Annotated in this window: 14 protein-coding genes and 1 pseudogene; 14 read left to right on the top strand and 1 reads right to left on the bottom strand. The window is 65.8% G+C overall.

Annotated features, from left to right (window positions below):
• Positions 1-18: 18 nt before the first annotated feature.
• From PH586_RS15000 to PH586_RS15010, 3 genes are read left to right on the top strand one after another with little or no spacing between them, the layout of a single operon-like run.
• The gene (locus PH586_RS15000; protein WP_271348567.1) at positions 19-1,044 is read left to right on the top strand and encodes an aminoglycoside phosphotransferase family protein; all 1,026 of its coding nucleotides are present in this window, start codon (positions 19-21) and stop codon (positions 1,042-1,044) included.
• Positions 1,041-1,712, top strand: a complete 672-nt coding sequence (gene murU, locus PH586_RS15005) for an N-acetylmuramate alpha-1-phosphate uridylyltransferase MurU (RefSeq protein WP_271348568.1) — start codon at positions 1,041-1,043, stop codon at positions 1,710-1,712. The genes PH586_RS15000 and murU overlap by 4 nt, the downstream gene beginning before the upstream one ends.
• A 1-nt stretch (position 1,713) precedes the next feature.
• Positions 1,714-2,472: a DnaJ domain-containing protein gene (locus PH586_RS15010; RefSeq protein ID WP_271348569.1), complete on the top strand. Its 759-nt coding sequence runs from the start codon at positions 1,714-1,716 to the stop codon at positions 2,470-2,472.
• Between the two features lie 8 nt (positions 2,473-2,480).
• On the opposite strand, the gene PH586_RS15015 is transcribed toward PH586_RS15010, so the two are convergent.
• Positions 2,481-3,488, bottom strand: a complete 1,008-nt coding sequence (locus tag PH586_RS15015) for an alpha/beta hydrolase family protein (RefSeq protein WP_271348570.1) — start codon at positions 3,486-3,488, stop codon at positions 2,481-2,483.
• A gap of 209 nt (positions 3,489-3,697) precedes the next feature.
• Here PH586_RS15015 and PH586_RS15020 point away from each other — a divergent pair, with 209 nt between their 5' ends.
• The 11 genes and pseudogenes from PH586_RS15020 (at position 3,698) to trpE (ending at position 17,522) form a co-directional block, all read left to right on the top strand.
• Complete coding sequence (locus PH586_RS15020; protein ID WP_271348571.1) at positions 3,698-6,106, top strand: PAS domain-containing sensor histidine kinase; 2,409 nt, start codon at positions 3,698-3,700, stop codon at positions 6,104-6,106.
• A gap of 8 nt (positions 6,107-6,114) precedes the next feature.
• Positions 6,115-6,732, top strand: coding sequence for a response regulator (locus tag PH586_RS15025; RefSeq protein ID WP_271348604.1), 618 nt, complete (start codon positions 6,115-6,117; stop codon positions 6,730-6,732).
• A gap of 174 nt (positions 6,733-6,906) precedes the next feature.
• A complete protein-coding gene (locus PH586_RS15030) occupies positions 6,907-8,016 on the top strand; it encodes an ABC transporter ATP-binding protein (RefSeq protein ID WP_271348572.1) in 1,110 nt (369 codons plus the stop codon).
• 56 nt (positions 8,017-8,072) lie between these two features.
• Positions 8,073-9,107 (top strand): ABC transporter substrate-binding protein, encoded by a 1,035-nt coding sequence (locus PH586_RS15035; protein ID WP_271348573.1) that lies wholly within the window; start codon positions 8,073-8,075, stop codon positions 9,105-9,107.
• Positions 9,108-9,203: 96 nt separating this feature from the next.
• The gene (locus PH586_RS15040) at positions 9,204-10,445 is read left to right on the top strand and encodes an ABC transporter permease (RefSeq protein WP_408636941.1); all 1,242 of its coding nucleotides are present in this window, start codon (positions 9,204-9,206) and stop codon (positions 10,443-10,445) included.
• A gap of 55 nt (positions 10,446-10,500) precedes the next feature.
• Positions 10,501-11,328 carry an ABC transporter permease gene (locus tag PH586_RS15045; RefSeq protein ID WP_271348575.1) on the top strand — a complete coding sequence of 276 codons (828 nt, stop codon included), beginning with the start codon at positions 10,501-10,503 and terminating at the stop codon, positions 11,326-11,328.
• A gap of 25 nt (positions 11,329-11,353) precedes the next feature.
• The gene (gene gabD / locus PH586_RS15050; RefSeq protein ID WP_271348576.1) at positions 11,354-12,811 is read left to right on the top strand and encodes an NADP-dependent succinate-semialdehyde dehydrogenase; all 1,458 of its coding nucleotides are present in this window, start codon (positions 11,354-11,356) and stop codon (positions 12,809-12,811) included.
• A gap of 214 nt (positions 12,812-13,025) precedes the next feature.
• Positions 13,026-14,306 carry a 4-aminobutyrate--2-oxoglutarate transaminase gene (gene gabT / locus PH586_RS15055; protein WP_271348577.1) on the top strand — a complete coding sequence of 427 codons (1,281 nt, stop codon included), beginning with the start codon at positions 13,026-13,028 and terminating at the stop codon, positions 14,304-14,306.
• A gap of 135 nt (positions 14,307-14,441) precedes the next feature.
• Complete coding sequence (gene rpe / locus PH586_RS15060; RefSeq protein WP_271348578.1) at positions 14,442-15,116, top strand: ribulose-phosphate 3-epimerase; 675 nt, start codon at positions 14,442-14,444, stop codon at positions 15,114-15,116.
• Positions 15,113-15,962 (top strand): annotated as a pseudogene (locus PH586_RS15065) (phosphoglycolate phosphatase). Before rpe ends, PH586_RS15065 begins: the two are co-directional and overlap by 4 nt.
• A gap of 66 nt (positions 15,963-16,028) precedes the next feature.
• A complete protein-coding gene (gene trpE, locus PH586_RS15070) occupies positions 16,029-17,522 on the top strand; it encodes an anthranilate synthase component I (RefSeq protein WP_271348579.1) in 1,494 nt (497 codons plus the stop codon).
• The last annotated feature ends 4 nt before the right edge of the window (positions 17,523-17,526 follow it).

The raw sequence follows: 17,526 nt of genomic DNA on the forward strand, positions 1-17,526 counted from the left end.
CCGTCGGAGACCCTTGTAATGCCTGATGAAGATATACGCCTGCAGCTCCTTAATGGTTGGCTCGACCAGCAACTGCCAGCCTTGTTCGCCGCCCGCGGTTGGGGGCAGGTGCCGCTCGGCACGTTGACGCCCGCCAGCAGTGATGCCAGTTTCCGCCGATATTTCCGTTGGCAGGGCGATGGTCGCAGCCTGATCCTCATGGATGCGCCGCCGCCTCAGGAGGATTGCCGACCCTTCGTCAAGGTCGCCCAGCGGCTGGACGAGGCCGGGGTCAATGTGCCGCAGATCCTCGCTCAAGACCTGGAGCGCGGGTTTCTCCTGCTCAGTGATCTGGGACGGCAGACCTACCTGGAAGTGATCGATACCCGGAACGCCGATCAACTGTTCGATGATGCGGTGCAGGCCCTGTTGGCCTTTCAGCGCCTGCCGATGGATGCGCCGCTGCCCAGTTATGACGATGCCCTGCTGCGCCGCGAGCTGCAGCTATTTCCCGAGTGGTATGTGCAGCGTCACCTGGGCGTCGAACTGAGCGAGGCGCAGCAGGCCGCCTGGCAGCGTATCTGCGTGCTGCTGATCGACAGCGCCCTGGCCCAGCCCAAGGTGCTGGTGCACCGCGACTACATGCCACGCAACCTGATGCTCAGTACGCCGAACCCGGGGGTGCTGGACTTTCAGGATGCGGTCTACGGCCCGGTAACCTACGACGTGACCTGCCTGTTCAAGGATGCCTTCCTCAGTTGGCCCGAGGCGCGGGTGCGCGACTGGCTCGAGGGCTACTGGCTGCAGGCCCGGGCGGCGGGGATTGCGGTGCAGGCCGAACTGGACGAGTTTCTCCGCGCCAGCGACCTCATGGGCGTGCAGCGTCATCTCAAGGTGATCGGCATCTTCGCGCGGATCTGTCACCGTGACGGCAAGCCCCGGTACCTGGGCGATGTGCCGCGATTCTTCGCCTATATCGAAGCCGTGCTGGCGCGCCGTCCGGAGTTGGCCGAGCTGGCGGAGCTGTTCGCCAGCCTGCCGCAGGCCGCAGCGGTGCCGGCATGAAGGCGATGATCCTGGCGGCCGGCAAGGGCGAGCGCCTGCGGCCCTTGACCCTGCATACGCCCAAGCCGCTGGTGCAGGCCGCCGGCGTACCCTTGATCGAGTACCACGTGCGCGCCCTGGCCGCCGCCGGGTTCCGCGAACTGGTGATCAACCACGCCTGGCTCGGTCAACAGATCGAGGATTACCTCGGCGATGGTGCGGCGTTTGGCCTGAGCATCGTCTATTCGGCCGAAGGCGAGCCGCTGGAAACTGGTGGCGGGATTTTCCGCGCGCTGCCGCTGCTGGGTGATCAGCCCTTTGCGCTGGTCAATGGCGACATCTTCACCGATTACTCCTTTGCCCAGTTGCGTCGACCCTTGGCCGGGCTGGCTCATCTGGTGCTGGTGGAGAATCCTGCGCATCATCGCACCGGCGATTTTGCCTTGTGCGCCGAGCGCGTCGGCGAGGCGCACGCCGATCAGCCGAGTCTGACCTACAGCGGTATCGCCGTGCTGGCCCCGGCCTTGTTTGCCGGTTGCCAGCCGGGCGCATTCAAGCTGGCGCCGCTGTTGCGCCGCGCCATGGGCGAAGGCCTGGTCAGCGGCGAGCGTTTCGCCGGGCGCTGGGTCGATGTCGGCACCCATGAGCGCCTGGCCGAAGTCGAGCGTTTGCTCGCCGTGGGGCACTGAGATGCTCTGGCCGGCGACGCTGCTCGGTGCCGTTGGCGGCGCGGCCCTGGCCAGCATTCCCGGTGCCTTGCTCGGCGGGCTGCTCGGCCAGGTGGTGGATCGGCGTTTGCGCTTGCACAGTTGGGCCACGTTACGCGAGCGGCTGGGCGGCAAACCGTATCCGGGGGACGAGGAGTTGCTGTTTGTCCTGCTCGGCCGCCTGGCCAAGTGCGATGGCCGGGTGCTCCAGGCGCATATCCTTCAAGCACGGGCCGAGATGCAGCGCCTGGGCCTGGATGCCGCGGGTCAGCAGCGGGCGGTCGCGGCCTTCGCCCGCGGCAAGATCGGCCGCGAAGGCCTGCGCGCGCCCTTGCGCCGCCAGCGCGCCCAGGCCGAAGCCCTGTTGCGTGCATGCTGGCGCATGGCCTGGGTGGACGGTCGGGTCAGCCAGGCCGAGCGCGAGTTGATCCTGCTCTGGGGCAAGTGGCTGGACGTGTCGACGGCGACCCAGCAAGTGCTGAGCGCGGCCTATGCGCCGAAGCAAGGCCCGCTGGCAGCCACCGGTGGAAGCTATCAGCAGGCACTGCGTCTGCTCGGGGTGAGCGCCGATAGCGAGCCGGCGCAGATCAAGCGCGCCTACCGGCGGCTGCTGAGCCGCCACCACCCGGACAAGCTGGCCGGTAGTGGGGTATCGCCCGAGCGACTGCGCGAGGCCACGGAAAAGACCCGTGAACTGCACCAGGCCTACGGGCTGGTTCGCCAGCGGCGCGGCTTTCGCTAGCCGGCTGTTCAGCCGGCCGGCAGTTGCAGCGTGAGCCAGCCGCGCAGGCGGCGGAACAGCTGCTCCTGTTCGACTTCGGGGTTGCCCGGCAAGGCCTTGAGTGCCACCTGGGTATAGGCCGGATGTTTCTGGCGTTTGCTGGCCTGGGCGCGTTCGGTGGCCGCACTGCGCTCGAGTGGCCGATCCTGGTAGTAGAAGTCGCCGGTGGCCAGGGTGAGGCTGGCTTGCAGCTCGTCCAGTCCGGGGCTGGCATCGGCAGCCGGCTTGACGTCCACCAGCAGCAGGCTGCGCACGTCGGCGGGTTGTTCTTCGCTGAGATAGCGCATGCTCCAGTAGCCGCCACTGCCATGGCCGAGCAGGACGATCTGTTTGGCCTGCTGCTGGCGAGCCAGTTGCAGGGCCGCGGCGATACGCTGCTTGATGCGTTGGGCGTGACGCGCGCCCGCAGCTTCCGTGGGCTGGCCAGTCTGGCTGCTCGGGTCGGGTTGCGCCGCGTCGGTGACTGGCGGCGCCTCGTCAGCGTTGGCGTCGAGCGGTGGCTCAGCGGTCGCGCTTGTCTCGCTAGCGGTCTTGATGTCGAGTGCTGGCAAATCGTCCTGCGGATCGGGCAGGCTCAGGGTCAGGCTGTGCCAGCCGGCATCCGGCAGCTTGCGCCGCAGCGGGCCGAGCACTTTGGGCCAATCGGCGCTTTCGCCATCGCCCGCCACCAGCACCACCACGCCATGGGCCTCGGCGGCATTGGCCGGTAGCCACAGGGCCAGGAAGGACTCATCCCCGGCGTGCAGCAGCTGCTGTTCCTGGTCGGGTAGCTGGCGAATCAGCGCGCTGGCGGCTTGCGCACTGCGTTCGGCCTGTGGCGGGCGACTCAGGTCTGCGGCGGGCGAGTCAGGCGCTACGTCCTGCTCACCGCCGGCCTCGCCCAGGGTGCTGGGCTCTGCAGCCTGCAGCGGGGAACCGAGCGGCAGTACCAGGCTCAGGCTCAAGGCCGCCAGCAGAGTGCAGATGGCGCGGGGCATGGACGACTCCAGGGGCAGTGTGAGCGCCCCAGCCTACTGCTTGTGCGGCGTTTTGTCAGTGCCATCCCTTGGCGGGGCGTGCCTGGACTGGAGTAATGTATGAGCCTTGGTGAAAAGACTCCTGCCAGTGGCGACTGCCTCGCACCGGCGTTCGAGCTTCTCACACCCTCGGAATATTATTCCGCTGCTCTGGCTGAGTAATTTTTGCAATGAGTCCTATGTGCTCGCGCATCCTCTTTCTGCTACTGCTGTGGCCGTTTTTTGCCTGGGGTGAAAGCGCGCTGCTGCCTCTGCGGCCACTCTTCACGGCCGAGCAGCAGGCCTGGCTCGCCGAGCATCGGCAATTGCGCGTGGGGCTGCTCATGCAGGCGCCCTGGGCCTTGTACGATCGCCGCCTGCAGCGCCTTTCCGGGGCCAACGTCGAGTTGATGACCCGTGTGCTGCAGGGCATGGGTGTGCAGCCGCTATGGTTGCGCTACGCCGATCCGGGCGAGCTGGATAGCGCGCTGCGCCGTGGCGAGGTCGACCTCGCGCCGGGACTGCAGCAGACCCCGCACGGCCTGCGGCTATGGCTCTATTCCACGCCCTACATGCGGGTGCCGCATTTGGTAGTGAGTGAGCAGCGCGGCATCAGTGCGGTCGACCTCGACCGCCTGGCACATGATGAGCTGGTCGCGGTGCGCGAGCCAGGCCCGGTGTTCGAGTACCTGTACAAGACCCACAACAACCTGCGCCTGCAGGGGGTAAGTTCGGAGCGCGTGGGCCTGTTGCGCCTGTTGCGTCAGGAGGTCAGCTACGCGGTGGTCGACGAGGCGCGGCTCAGTCTGCTGCTGCGCGAGCCGCAGTTCGCGGCCCTGAGCATCGTCGGCGATATCGGTCTGCCGCAGTTGCTGCGCATCGCCAGTCGGCGCGACCAACCGTTGCTGGCGGAAATCGTCGAGCAGACCCTGGAGGCCATGCCCGGACGCGAGATCGAGCATCTGCGTGAGCGCTGGCTGCCGTTGAAATACCCGCAGATTGGCGAATCCCTGGCCTTCTGGCGCGGCCTCGCGCTGCTCCTGTTGCTGGCCTTGTTCAGCGCCGCGGCCATCATCCTGCATCTGCGCCAGCAGCGCCGCGGCCTGGAACGTCAGCTGCTCGGCGTGCGCCAGGAGCTGACTCAGCGCGAGGTGGCCGAGCAGGCCCTGCGCCTCAGCCAGTTTTCCATCGACCACAGCACTGTGGGCATTCTCTGGGTCAATTGGGACAGCCATGTGCGTTACGCCAACCGCGCCGCCGAGGACATGCTCGGCTATGCCAGCGGGGCGCTGGTGGAGCGGCCGTTACAAGCCCTGGAGCCGAGCCTGGATATGGATCGCTGGCTGAGCCTGTGGAAATTGGCGCGTAGCAGCGGCGAGGCCTTGCCGGCTTTCGAGACCGAGTGCCTGCGGGCCGATGGCAGTGGCTTGCCGGTGGACGTGTCGCTGAGTTTCCTGCGCTTCGACCGCGCGGAATACCTGGTGGTGTACCTCGCCGATGTCACCGAACGCCGCCGCGCCCGCGCCGCCCTGCAGGAGAGCGAGGCGCGGCTCAAGGGCATCGCCGGCAATGTGCCCGGGCTGGTGTTTCGCCTGGAGCGCGCCGCCGTCGAGCAGACGGTGGTGTTCGCCTACATCAGCGAAGGCAGCGTCGAACTGGTCGGTTATCCGGCCGTCGAGTTGCAGCGCGCCGACCGCGGGATTCGCAGCCTGGTGCATCCCGATGATCAGGCCAGCTACCGGCGCAGCCAGGACGCAGCCCTGGCAGGGGACAGCGACTGGCAGTGGCAGGGGCGCATTCTCACCCACGCCGGTCAGCTGCGCTGGGCCGATATCAAGGCCACCGCGCGCCACTTGGGCGAGGGCCGGGTGGTGTGGGACGGGGTTGTCTGGGACATCACCGAGAACAAACAGGTGGAGCTGGCGCTCGGCGAGTCGCGGGCGCGCCTGCGTGAGCTGTCGGCGCACCTGGAGAGCGTGCGCGAGGAGGAAAAGGCGCGCATCGCTCGTGAGGTACACGACGAGCTGGGCCAGGTGCTCACGGTGCTCAAGCTGGAAACCGCCATGTGCGAACTGGTCTGCTCCGGCCAGTTGCCGGAGCTGGATCAGCGCCTGCAGAACATGAAGCGCCTGATCGCCCAACTGTTCCAGCTGGTGCGCGATGTGGCCACCGCGCTGCGCCCGCCGATTCTCGATGCCGGCATCGCCTCGGCCATCGAGTGGCAGGTGCACCGCTTCGAGGCGCGCACCCAGATCCCGTGCATGGTCGCGGTGCCGGAGAACCTGCCGGCGCTCAGCGATGCCAAGGCCATCGGCCTGTTTCGTATTCTTCAGGAGGCGCTGACCAACATCATGCGCCACGCCGGCGCGCACAGCGTGCAGGTGAGCCTGCGCCTGGAGGATGGCGAGCTGTGCCTGTGCGTCAGCGACGATGGCCAAGGCTTCGTGCCCGAGCAGCGCACACCGGGGCAGTCGTTCGGCCTGGTGGGCATGCAGGAGCGGATATTGATGCTCGGCGGCCAGTTGCAGATTGACAGCCAGCCCGGCGAGGGGACTACGCTGTGCGCACGAGTGGCAGTGGCCGAGGAGGCAGTGGCGTGATTCGGGTAATGGTGGCTGAAGACCACGCCATCGTGCGTGAAGGCATCAAGCAGTTGATCGGCATGGCCCGCGACCTCGAGGTGGTGGGCGAGGCCGGCAATGGCGAGCAGTTGCTCGAGTGCCTGCGCAAGACCGCCTGCGACGTGGTGCTGCTGGATATCAGCATGCCCGGGGTCAACGGCCTGGAAGCGATTCCGCGGATCCGCGCGCTGGCCGGCGGGCCGGCAATCCTGGTGCTGTCGATGCACAACGAAACGCAGATGGCTGCCCGCGCGCTCAAGGTTGGCGCGGCCGGTTATGCGACCAAGGACAGCGACCCGGCCCTGCTGATCACGGCCATCCGCAAGGTGGCTGCTGGTGGCCGTTACATCGATCCAGACCTGGCCGATCGCATGGTCTTCGAGGTCGGCCTGACCGACTCGCGACCGCCCCATGCCCAGCTCTCCGAGCGTGAATTCTCGGTGTTCGAGCGCCTGGCACGTGGCGAAGGGGTCAACGACATCGCCCTGCACCTGGCGATCAGCAACAAGACCGTGAGCACCCACAAGGCGCGCCTGATGCAGAAGCTCGGGGTGCACTCGATGGCCGATCTGGTGCGCTATGCCATGGAGCATCGCCTGGTGTAAGCGGTTGTCACCAGTCTCCGCTGCCTGGCGGATGACCTTGGTCTTGTAGGGCAATGCCTACAGCAAACTCTCCCTTGATCTGATGCCAGGTCGTCATCCTGCCCGATTTTTTCAGTGCACCGCTGCACCTAGTCTGTATCCCACGACGTACAGACAACAACAAAGGGTGCGGTGATGTCCGAGTCTCAGGCAAACGATGTGTTGGTGAGCTTTCGCGGGGTACAGAAGAGCTATGACGGCGAGAACCTGATCGTCAAGGACCTCAATCTGGACATCCGCAAGGGTGAGTTTCTGACCCTGCTCGGCCCCTCGGGTTCTGGCAAAACCACCAGCTTGATGATGCTGGCCGGGTTCGAAACCCCCACCGCCGGGGAAATCCTCCTCGGCGGCCGCTCGCTGACCAAGCTGCCACCGCACAAGCGCGACATCGGCATGGTGTTCCAGAACTACGCGCTGTTCCCGCACATGACGGTGGCCGAGAACCTGGCCTTTCCACTGAGCGTGCGCGGTCTGTCGCGCACCGACATCAGCGAGCGGGTCAAGAAGGCGCTGTCGATGGTGCAACTGGACAGCTTCCGCAACCGTTACCCCGGCCAGCTTTCCGGTGGCCAGCAGCAGCGGGTAGCCCTGGCCCGGGCCCTGGTGTTCGAGCCGCAACTGGTGCTGATGGACGAACCCCTTGGGGCGCTGGACAAGCAGCTGCGCGAACACATGCAGATGGAGATCAAGCACCTGCACCAGCGTCTGGGCGTGACCGTGGTCTATGTGACCCACGACCAGGGCGAGGCGCTGACCATGTCCGATCGGGTGGCGGTGTTCCATCAGGGCGAGATCCAGCAGATCGCCGAGCCACGCACCCTCTATGAGCAGCCGAGCAATACCTTCGTCGCCAACTTCATCGGCGAGAACAACCGCCTCAGCGGTCACCTGATCAGCCGCGATGGCGAGCGCTGCGTGGTCGGCCTGGCCCGCGGCGAGCGGATCGAGGCGCTGGCGGTCAACGTCGGTCAGCCGGGCGAGCCGGTCACCCTGTCGGTGCGGCCCGAGCGGATTCGCCTGAACGGCCACAGCGAGGCCTGCTCGAACCGCTTCTCCGGGCGCGTCGCCGAGTTCATCTACCTAGGCGACCACGTGCGCATCCGCATGGAGGTCTGCGGCAAATCCGATTTCTACATCAAACAACCGGTGGCCGAGCTGGATAGCGCTCTGGCCGTTGGCGATCTGGTGCCGCTCGGCTGGCATGTCGAGCACGTCCGCGCCCTCGATCCGCAGCAGCCGGACTGAACCGGTTACTGGCAGTGCTTCATCCTTACCCATGTGACACAGCGGAGATAACAACAATGTCGATATCCCTGAAGTTGGCGGCCCTGGCCGTTGGGGTGGCCCTTGCAGCTCCGGCCATGGCGGCCGATCTGACTGCAATTTCATTCGGTGGCGCGAGCAAGGAGGCGCAGGTCAAGGCCTTCTACGAACCCTTCGAGAAAAGCACCGGCAACAAGATCCTGGCCGGTCAGTACAACGGCGAGATGGCCAAGGTCAAGGCCATGGTCGACACCAACAGCGTCAACTGGAACCTGCTCGAAGTGGAGTCCCCCGAGCTGGCCCGTGGCTGTGACGAGGGCCTGTTCGAACCGCTCGATCCGGCGCTGTTCGGCAACCCGGACGATTTCATCGACGGCGCTATCCAGCCGTGTGGCGTGGGCTTCTTCGTCTGGTCGACGGTGCTGGCCTACAACGCCGACAAGCTGAGCGGCGCGCCCACCGGCTGGGTCGACTTCTGGGATGTGGAGAAATTCCCCGGCAAGCGCGGCCTGCGCAAGGGCGCCAAGTACACCCTGGAATTCGCCCTGATGGCCGACGGCGTGGCGCCTGCCGAGGTCTACAAGGTGCTGGCCACCCGCGAGGGCGTCGACCGTGCCTTCCGCAAGCTCGACGAGCTCAAGCCGAATATCCAGTGGTGGGAAGCCGGCGCCCAACCGCCGCAGTACCTGGCCTCCGGCGACGTGGTGATGAGCTCGGCCTACAACGGGCGGATCGCCGCGGTGCAGGACGAAAGCAACCTGCAGGTGGTGTGGAACGGCGGCATCTACGACTTCGATTCCTGGGCCATCCCGCGTGGTGCGACGAATCAGGAAGAAGCCAAGCAATTCATCGCCTTCTCGGTGCAGGCGCAACCGCAGAAAGTCTTCGCCGAAAACATCGCCTACGGCCCGGCCAAGAAACAGGCCATCGACCTGCTGGCGCCCGAGCGCCTGAGCGTCATGCCGACCACGCCTGAAAACATCAAGGACCAGGTAGCCATCGACGTGACCTTCTGGGCCGACTACGGCGAGCAGCTGGAACAGCGCTTCAATGCCTGGGCTGCGCGCAACTAAAGCCACCCTGGCCCCGGCTGCAAGGCCGGGGCTTTGCCTGTGTTTACCCGTCGCCTCGTGCGGCCGTTGCATGCGGAGTTTTCCATGGCCAGCGTAATGCCTGTCACCGACCTGCCCATCACCAGTCCCAGTCTCAAGCAGCGTCTGGCCAGCGCCGAACGTTTCAATCGGCTGAAGTCCAAGGCGCTGATCCTGCCCCTGCTGGTGTTTCTCCTGCTGACCTTCCTGGTGCCCATCGGTGCCTTGCTCTGGCGCAGCGTGGACAACCCGGAAGTGGTCGCCAGCCTGCCGCTTACCGTCGAGGCCATCGCCGAATGGAACGGCAAGGCACTGCCGAGCGAGGCGGTGTATCGCGCCGTGACCCTGGATATCGTCGAGGCGCGCAGTCAGCGCAACCTGGGCGATCTGTCCAAACGGCTGAACATGGAGCTGGCCGGCTTTCGCAGCCTGATCAGCAGCACCGCCCGTGCGCTGCCCTTCGCCAGCGAACCGCAGTCCTACAAGGACGCCCTGGAAAGCCTGGACGAGCGTTGGGGCGACCCGGCCTATTGGCAGGTGATCCGGCGCAACAGTTCGAGCATCACCCCCTATTACCTGCTGGCCGCCCTCGACCATCGCATCGACGATCTCGGCGAGCTGGCCAGTGCCACCCCGGACCAGGCCATCTACCTGGATATCTTCGTGCGTACCTTCTGGATGAGCCTGGTGATCACCAGCATCTGTCTGGTGCTGGCCTACCCGCTGGCCTACCTGCTGGCCAACCTGCCGACCCGGCAGAGCAACCTGCTGATGATCCTGGTGCTGCTGCCGTTCTGGACCTCGATCCTGGTGCGGGTGGCGGCCTGGATCGTGCTGCTGCAGTCGGGTGGCCTGATCAATGGCGCGCTGCTGTCGCTGGGCATCATCGACGAACCGCTGCAGCTGGTGTTCAACCGCAGCGGGGTGTACATCGCCATGGTGCATATCATGCTGCCGTTCATGATCCTGCCGATCTACAGCGTCATGAAGGGCATCTCGCCGACCTACATGCGCGCGGCGGTGTCGCTCGGTTGCCACCCCTTCGCCAGCTTCTGGCGGGTGTACTTCCCGCAGACCCTGGCTGGCGTCGGCGCGGGCTGCCTGCTGGTGTTCATCCTGTCGATCGGCTACTACATCACCCCGGCGCTGCTGGGCAGCCCGAGCGACCAGATGATCAGCTATTTCGTCGCCTTCTACACCAACAACACCATCAACTGGGGCATGGCCACGGCCCTTGGCGGCCTGTTGCTGGGCGCCACCATGCTGCTTTACGTGGTGTACAGCTGGCTGGTCGGCGCAAGCCGGTTGCGTCTGGCATGACCCCCTGGCGTCCTCGCCCGCTGGGCGAGGACAACCTTAGGATGGAGAGAGATCTATGCTGAGCCCCTACCTGTCACCCGTCGAACGCGTCTGGTATTACAGCCTGCGCACCCTCTGCGCGCTGGTGTTGCTGTTTCTGATACTGCCGGTGCTGGTGATCATCCCGCTGTCGTTCAACTCGGGCACCTTCCTGGTCTACCCGCTGCAGGGCTTTTCCCTGCGCTGGTATGAAGACTTCTTCATGTCTGCCGACTGGATGCGCTCGCTGCAGAACAGCCTGATCATCGCGCCGGCCGCCACTGTGCTGGCCATGGTCTTCGGCACCCTAGCCTCGATCGGCCTGACCCGCGGCGAGTTCCGTGGCAAGGCGCTGGTGATGAGCCTGCTGATCTCGCCCATGGTGGTGCCGGTGGTCATCGTCGGGGTGGCCAGCTACCTGTTCTTCGCCCCGCTGGGCCTGGGCAACAGCTACTTGTCGCTGATCGTGGTGCACGCGGTGCTGGGCGTGCCCTTCGTGATCATCACGGTGTCGGCCACCCTGCAGGGCTTCAACCATAACCTGGTGCGCGCCGCTGCCAACCTTGGCGCCTCGCCGCTGACCGCGTTCCGCCGAGTGACCCTGCCGCTGATCGCGCCGGGGGTGATCAGTGGCGCGCTATTCGCCTTCGCCACCTCCTTCGATGAAGTGGTGGTGACCCTGTTCCTCGCCGGCCCGGAGCAGGCCACCCTGCCGCGGCAGATGTTCAGCGGTATTCGCGAGAACCTGTCGCCGACCATCGCCGCCGCGGCGACCCTGCTGATCGGCTTCTCCATCCTGCTGTTGCTGACCCTGGAATGGCTGCGCGGGCGCAGCGAGAAACTGCGTACCCAGCAACCCACCTGATCGCCAAGAACACAAGAGAGCCCGCATGAGCCTTGAGTTGAAGGACCCCAGCCTGCTGCGTCAGCAGGCCTATGTGAACGGCCAGTGGTGTGACGCCGACAGCGGCGCGCGCACCGAGATCTTCAATCCGGCCAACGCCGAAAAGATCGGCAGCGTGCCCAATATGGGCCGTGACGAAACCCGTCGCGCCATCGAGGCCGCGCAAGCCGCCCAGCCGGCCTGGCGCGCGCTGACCGCCAAGGCGCGCGCCAATTGCCTGCGTCAGTGGTTCGAGCTGATCCTGGCCAACCAGGAAGACCTGGCGCGGATCATGACCGCCGAGCAGGGCAAGCCGCTGGCCGAGGCCCGTGGCGAGATCGCATACGCCGCCTCCTTTATCGAGTGGTTCGCCGAGGAGGCCAAGCGCGCCTACGGCGATGTGATCCCAGGGCATGCCACCGACAAGCGCATCCTGGTGCAGAAGGAAGCCGTGGGCGTCACTGCCGCCGTCACGCCATGGAATTTCCCCAGCGCCATGATCACCCGCAAGGCCGGCCCGGCCCTGGCTGCAGGTTGCGCCATGGTGCTCAAGCCGGCGCCGCAGACGCCGTTCTCGGCCCTGGCCTTGGCTGCCCTGGCCGAGCGCGCGGGTATTCCGGCCGGCTTGTTCAGCGTGATCCCGGCGGATGTCGCCAGCTCCCGCGAGGTAGGCGCCGAGCTGTGCGCGAACCCCATCGTGCGCAAGCTGTCGTTCACCGGTTCCACCGCAGTCGGTATCCAGCTGATGCAGCAGTGCGCGCCGACCCTGAAGAAGCTGTCGCTGGAGCTGGGCGGCAATGCACCTTTCATCGTCTTCGACGACGCCGACCTGGATGCGGCCGTCGAGGGCGCGATCATCTCCAAGTACCGCAACGCCGGGCAGACCTGCGTCTGCGCCAACCGCCTGTACGTGCAGGACGGCGTGTATGACGCCTTCGCCGCGAAGCTGGCGGTGGCCGTGGCCAGGCTCAAGGTCGGCAATGGCATGGACGAGGGCATCACCACCGGGCCGCTGATCAATGCCGAGGCGGTGGCCAAGGTCGAGCGGCATCTGGCCGATGCCCTGGCCAAGGGCGCGACCCTGGTCGCCGGCGGCAACAGCCTGGGCGGCAACTTCTTCGAGCCGACCATCGTCAGCGGGGTGACCGCCGAGATGGCCGTGGCCCGCGAGGAAACCTTCGGCCCGCTGGCGCCGCTGTTCCGCTTCAGCGACGAGGCCGAGGTGATCCGCCAGGCCAACGACACCGAATTCGGCCTTGCCGCCTACTTCTATGCCCGCGACCTGGGCCGGGTGTTCCGTGTGGCCGAGGCCCTGGAGTACGGCATGGTCGGCATCAACACCGGGGTGATCTCCACCGAAGTGGCGCCGTTCGGCGGCATGAAGGCTTCGGGGCTGGGCCGTGAAGGTTCCAAGTACGGCCTCGACGAATACCTGGAGATCAAGTACCTCTGCCTGGGCATCTAGGTAGTCGCTACTGCGCTTCGGTGATGCTGCGTTGGCGGCCCCACCTGACCTTCGCTCGCTACGCTTCGTTAGAGTGTTGTACCGGCAAGACAAAAGAATTATTCCCCCGTGGCCGGGAGGGCTGTAGCAGTCGATCATCGTATGCTGCTGCCGCGCTTACCCGGTCATTTCATCCTTGAACCACGCCGACCGATGAGCGGCGAATGAGGACATTATGAGCAAGACCAACGAATCCCTGATGCAACGCCGCACCGCCGCCGTCCCGCGCGGTGTCGGCCAGATCCACCCGATCTTTGCCGACCGCGCCGAAAACGCCACGGTCATCGACGTCGAAGGCCGCGAGTTCATCGACTTCGCCGGCGGCATCGCGGTGCTCAACACCGGCCACCTGCACCCGAAAGTCATCGCCGCGGTGCAGCAGCAGCTGAGCAAGCTCACCCACACCTGCTTCCAGGTGCTGGCCTACGAGCCCTACGTCGAGCTGTGCGAGAAGATCAACGCCAAGGTGCCGGGCGACTTCGCCAAGAAGACCCTGCTGGTCACCACCGGCTCCGAAGCGGTGGAAAACGCGGTGAAGATCGCCCGCGCCGCCACCGGCCGCGCCGGAGTGATCGCCTTCACCGGCGCTTACCACGGCCGCACCATGATGACCCTGTCGCTGACCGGCAAGGTCAATCCCTATTCGGCCGGCATGGGCCTGATGCCCGGCGGCGTGTTCCGCGCCCAGTACCCGTGCGAGCTGCACGGGGTCAGCACGGACGACGCCATCGCCAGCATCGAGCGGATCTTCAAGAACGATGCCGAGCCGCGCGACATCGCCGCGATCATCATCGAGCCGGTGCAGGGTGAGGGCGGCTTCTATATCGCGCCGAAAGAATTCATGCAGCGCCTGCGCGCCCTCTGCGATCAGCACGGCATCCTGCTGATCGCCGACGAAGTGCAGACCGGCGCCGGGCGTACCGGCACCTTCTTCGCCATGGAGCAGATGGGCGTGGCCGCCGACCTGACCACCTTCGCCAAATCCATCGCCGGCGGTTTCCCGGTGGCGGGCGTGTGCGGCAAGGCCGAGTACATGGACGCCATTGCCCCGGGCGGCCTGGGCGGCACCTACGCCGGTAGCCCGATCGCCTGCGCCGCGGCGCTGGCGGTGATGCAGGTGTTCGAGGAAGAGCAGCTGCTGGAGCGCTGCCAGGCCGTCGGCGAGCGCCTGGTCGGTGGCCTGAAAGCCATCCAGGCCAAGCACAAGAGCATCGGCGAGGTGCGTGCCCTCGGTGCGATGATCGCCATGGAGCTGTGCGAAGACGGCGATCTGCACCAGCCGAATGCCGCGCTGACCGGGCAGATCGTCGCCAAGGCGCGCGACAAGGGCCTGATCCTGCTGTCCTGCGGCACCTACGGCAACGTGCTGCGGGTGCTGGTGCCGCTGACCGCCGCAGACGAGCTACTCGACAGGGGCCTGGCGATCATCGCCGAGTGCTTCGCCGAACTGGCTTGATCGAGCGTTAGCCTTATACACAAGACCCGCTGCGGCGGGTCTTGTGCGTGAGGGCGGCCGACCATCGTCCTAGCGGCAGGTCGCGATTCGCTCGGGTACAATGCGCCACTTTCGTGAATGCCCCTGAGGTGCGCCATGCAACCCTTCGCCATCGCCCCGTCGATCCTCTCCGCCGATTTCGCCCGCCTGGGCGAAGAAGTGGACAAGGTGCTCGCCGCGGGTGCCGACATCGTTCACTTCGATGTGATGGACAACCACTATGTGCCCAACCTGACCATTGGCCCGATGGTCTGCGCGGCGCTGCGCAAGTACGGCATCACCGCGCCGATCGACGCGCACCTGATGGTCAAGCCAGTCGATCGGATCATCGGCGACTTCATCGAAGCCGGCGCCAGCTACATCACCTTCCACCCGGAAGCCAGCGAGCATGTCGACCGTTCCCTGCAGCTGATCAAGGCCGGCGGTTGCAAGGCCGGTCTGGTGTTCAACCCGGCGACCCCGCTGGACGTGCTCAAGCACGTGATGGACAAGGTCGACATGATCCTGCTGATGAGCGTCAACCCAGGCTTCGGCGGGCAGAAGTTCATTCCCCACACCCTGGAAAAACTTAAAGAAGCCCGCGCGCTGATCGATGCCAGCGGCCGCGAGATCCGCCTGGAGATCGACGGCGGGGTCAACGTGCAGAACATTCGCGAGATCGCCGCCGCCGGCGCCGACACCTTCGTGGCCGGCTCGGCGATCTTCAGCCAGCCGGACTACAAGAGCGTGATCGACGCCATGCGTGCCGAACTGGCCCAGGTGCGCGGGTGACCGCACTGCATGCGCTGTTTCAAGGCGAGTTGCCACGCCTGGTGATGTTCGACCTGGACGGCACCCTGGTCGATTCGGTGCCGGATCTGGCGGCGGCGGTGGACAAGAGCCTGCTCCAGCTCGGGCAGCCGGCGGCTGGAGTCGAGCAGGTGCGCGACTGGGTCGGCAATGGTGCGCGGGTGCTGGTGCGCCGCGCCCTGGCAGGTGGGCTGCTGCACGAACATATCGACGATGCCTACGCCGAGCAGGCGCTCGAACTGTTCATGCAGGCCTATGCCGAGGGCCACGCCTTGACCCTGATTTACCCGGGCGTACGGGAAACCCTCGACTGGCTCCACGCGCAACAGGTCGAGATGGCCATTATCACCAACAAGCCGGAGCGCTTCGTCGCGCCGCTGCTGGATGACAAGGGCCTGGGCCGCTATTTCCGCTGGATCATCGGCGGCGACACCCTGCCCCAGCAGAAACCCGACCCGGCGGCATTGCTGCATGTGCTGCAACTGGCCCGGGTCGAGGCGCAGCAGGCGCTGTTTATCGGCGATTCGCGCAATGACGTGCTGGCGGCCAAGGCGGCCGGTGTGCCCTGCGTGGCGCTGAGTTACGGTTACAACCACGGTCGCCCGATCGGCGAAGAGGGCCCGCTGCGGGTGCTGGATGATTTACGCCAGCTGCTGGTTGCCGGCTAAGCCGCGCAGGCCGAGTTGCTTAGGTCTGGCGGCTGCGCTAGTGTTGCCAGTCTTTACTCCTGCCTAAGAGAGCTCCGTGGTGGTTACCTGCACGCGCTGGTCCGCAAGAACCGGTATGAAAATCATCAAGGCCCTGGCCCGTTGGCGCTGGCGCCTCTGACCTGATCTTGGCCGCTTAGGCGGCGCGTTTGCACACGACCGTTTACCCTCAAGCCACGAGGCTGATATGACCCGCGAAGAATTCCTGCGTTTAGCCGCTGCCGGCTATAACCGCATTCCGCTTGCCTATGAAACCCTGGTCGACTTCGACACCCCGTTGTCGATCTACCTGAAGCTGGCCGATGAGGCCAACAGCTACCTGCTGGAGTCGGTCCAGGGCGGCGAGAAATGGGGCCGTTACTCGATTATCGGCCTGCCGGCGCGCACCGTGCTGCGCGCTTACGGTCACAGCGTCAGCATCAGCGTCGATGGCGTCGAGGTCGAGCGCCACCAGTGCGAAGACCCGCTGGCCTTCGTCGAGCAGTTCCAGGCGCGCTACAAGGTGCCGATTTTGCCCGGGCTGCCGCGCTTTAATGGTGGCCTGGTCGGCTACTTTGGTTACGACAGCGTGCGTTATGTCGAGCCGAAGCTGGCGGCCGGGAGCCATCCCGACCCGCTGGGTACCCCGGATATCCTGCTGATGGTGTCCGACGCCGTGGTGGTGTTCGACAACCTGGCCGGCAAGATGCACGCCATCGTTCTCGCCGATCCGGCCGACGCTTGTGCGCTGGAACAGGGCGAGGCCCGCCTGCAGGAAATCCTGCGCAAGCTGCGCCAGCCGATCACCCCGCGCCTGGGCGTCGACCTGAATGCCCCGCCCGGTGCCGAGCCGGTTTTCCGCTCCAGCTTCAGCCGCGACGATTACGAGCGCTCGGTCAGTGCGATCAAGGAATACATCCTCGCCGGCGACTGCATGCAGGTGGTGATCTCCCAGCGCATGTCGATCCCGTTCAAGGCGGCACCTATCGATCTGTACCGGGCGTTGCGCTGCATCAACCCGACGCCCTACATGTACTTCTTTAATTTCGGCGACTTCCATGTGGTCGGCAGCTCCCCCGAGGTGCTGGTGCGTCTCGAGGATGGCCTGGTCACGGTGCGTCCCATCGCCGGTACCCGTCCGCGCGGCGCCAACGAGGAGGCCGATCTGGCCCTGGAGCAGGATCTGCTCGCCGATGCCAAGGAAGTCGCCGAGCACCTGATGCTGATCGATCTGGGGCGCAACGACGTCGGTCGGGTCGCCAGCACCGGCTCGGTCAAGCTCACCGAGAAGATGGTGATCGAGCGCTATTCCAACGTCATGCACATCGTCTCCAACGTCACCGGCCAGCTGAAAGAAGGCCTGACCGCGATGGATGCGCTGCGCGCTATTCTGCCGGCCGGCACCCTGTCCGGGGCGCCGAAGATTCGCGCCATGGAGATCATCGACGAGCTGGAGCCGGTCAAGCGTGGCGTCTATGGCGGCGCCGTCGGCTACCTGGCCTGGAACGGCAACATGGACACCGCCATCGCCATCCGCACCGCGGTGATCAAGGACGGCGAACTGCATGTGCAGGCCGGTGCCGGCATTGTCGCCGACTCGGTGCCGGCGCTGGAGTGGGAAGAAACCCTGAACAAGCGTCGCGCCATGTTCCGCGCCGTCGCGCTGGCCGAACAAACCGTCCCTGACCAGAACCAGTGCTGAGGAG

The organism is Pseudomonas aestuarii (assembly GCF_027988105.1).
Classification (GTDB): domain Bacteria; phylum Pseudomonadota; class Gammaproteobacteria; order Pseudomonadales; family Pseudomonadaceae; genus Aquipseudomonas; species Aquipseudomonas aestuarii.

Bases quoted from the DNA above. Each gene is read 5' to 3' on its own strand.
- PH586_RS15040 (WP_408636941.1), top strand. From the start codon at position 9,204: ATGCCTGTCACCGACCTGCCCATCACCAGTCCCAGTCTCAAGCAGCGT.
- trpE (WP_271348579.1), top strand. From the start codon at position 16,029: ATGACCCGCGAAGAATTCCTGCGTTTAGCCGCTGCCGGCTATAACCGC.
- PH586_RS15010 (WP_271348569.1), top strand. From the start codon at position 1,714: ATGCTCTGGCCGGCGACGCTGCTCGGTGCCGTTGGCGGCGCGGCCCTG.
- PH586_RS15015 (WP_271348570.1), bottom strand. From the start codon at position 3,488: ATGCCCCGCGCCATCTGCACTCTGCTGGCGGCCTTGAGCCTGAGCCTG.
- PH586_RS15025 (WP_271348604.1), top strand. From the start codon at position 6,115: ATGGTGGCTGAAGACCACGCCATCGTGCGTGAAGGCATCAAGCAGTTG.
- PH586_RS15030 (WP_271348572.1), top strand. From the start codon at position 6,907: ATGTCCGAGTCTCAGGCAAACGATGTGTTGGTGAGCTTTCGCGGGGTA.
- PH586_RS15000 (WP_271348567.1), top strand. From the start codon at position 19: ATGCCTGATGAAGATATACGCCTGCAGCTCCTTAATGGTTGGCTCGAC.
- murU (WP_271348568.1), top strand. From the start codon at position 1,041: ATGAAGGCGATGATCCTGGCGGCCGGCAAGGGCGAGCGCCTGCGGCCC.
- PH586_RS15035 (WP_271348573.1), top strand. From the start codon at position 8,073: ATGTCGATATCCCTGAAGTTGGCGGCCCTGGCCGTTGGGGTGGCCCTT.
- gabD (WP_271348576.1), top strand. From the start codon at position 11,354: ATGAGCCTTGAGTTGAAGGACCCCAGCCTGCTGCGTCAGCAGGCCTAT.
- PH586_RS15045 (WP_271348575.1), top strand. From the start codon at position 10,501: ATGCTGAGCCCCTACCTGTCACCCGTCGAACGCGTCTGGTATTACAGC.
- rpe (WP_271348578.1), top strand. From the start codon at position 14,442: ATGCAACCCTTCGCCATCGCCCCGTCGATCCTCTCCGCCGATTTCGCC.
- PH586_RS15020 (WP_271348571.1), top strand. From the start codon at position 3,698: ATGAGTCCTATGTGCTCGCGCATCCTCTTTCTGCTACTGCTGTGGCCG.
- gabT (WP_271348577.1), top strand. From the start codon at position 13,026: ATGAGCAAGACCAACGAATCCCTGATGCAACGCCGCACCGCCGCCGTC.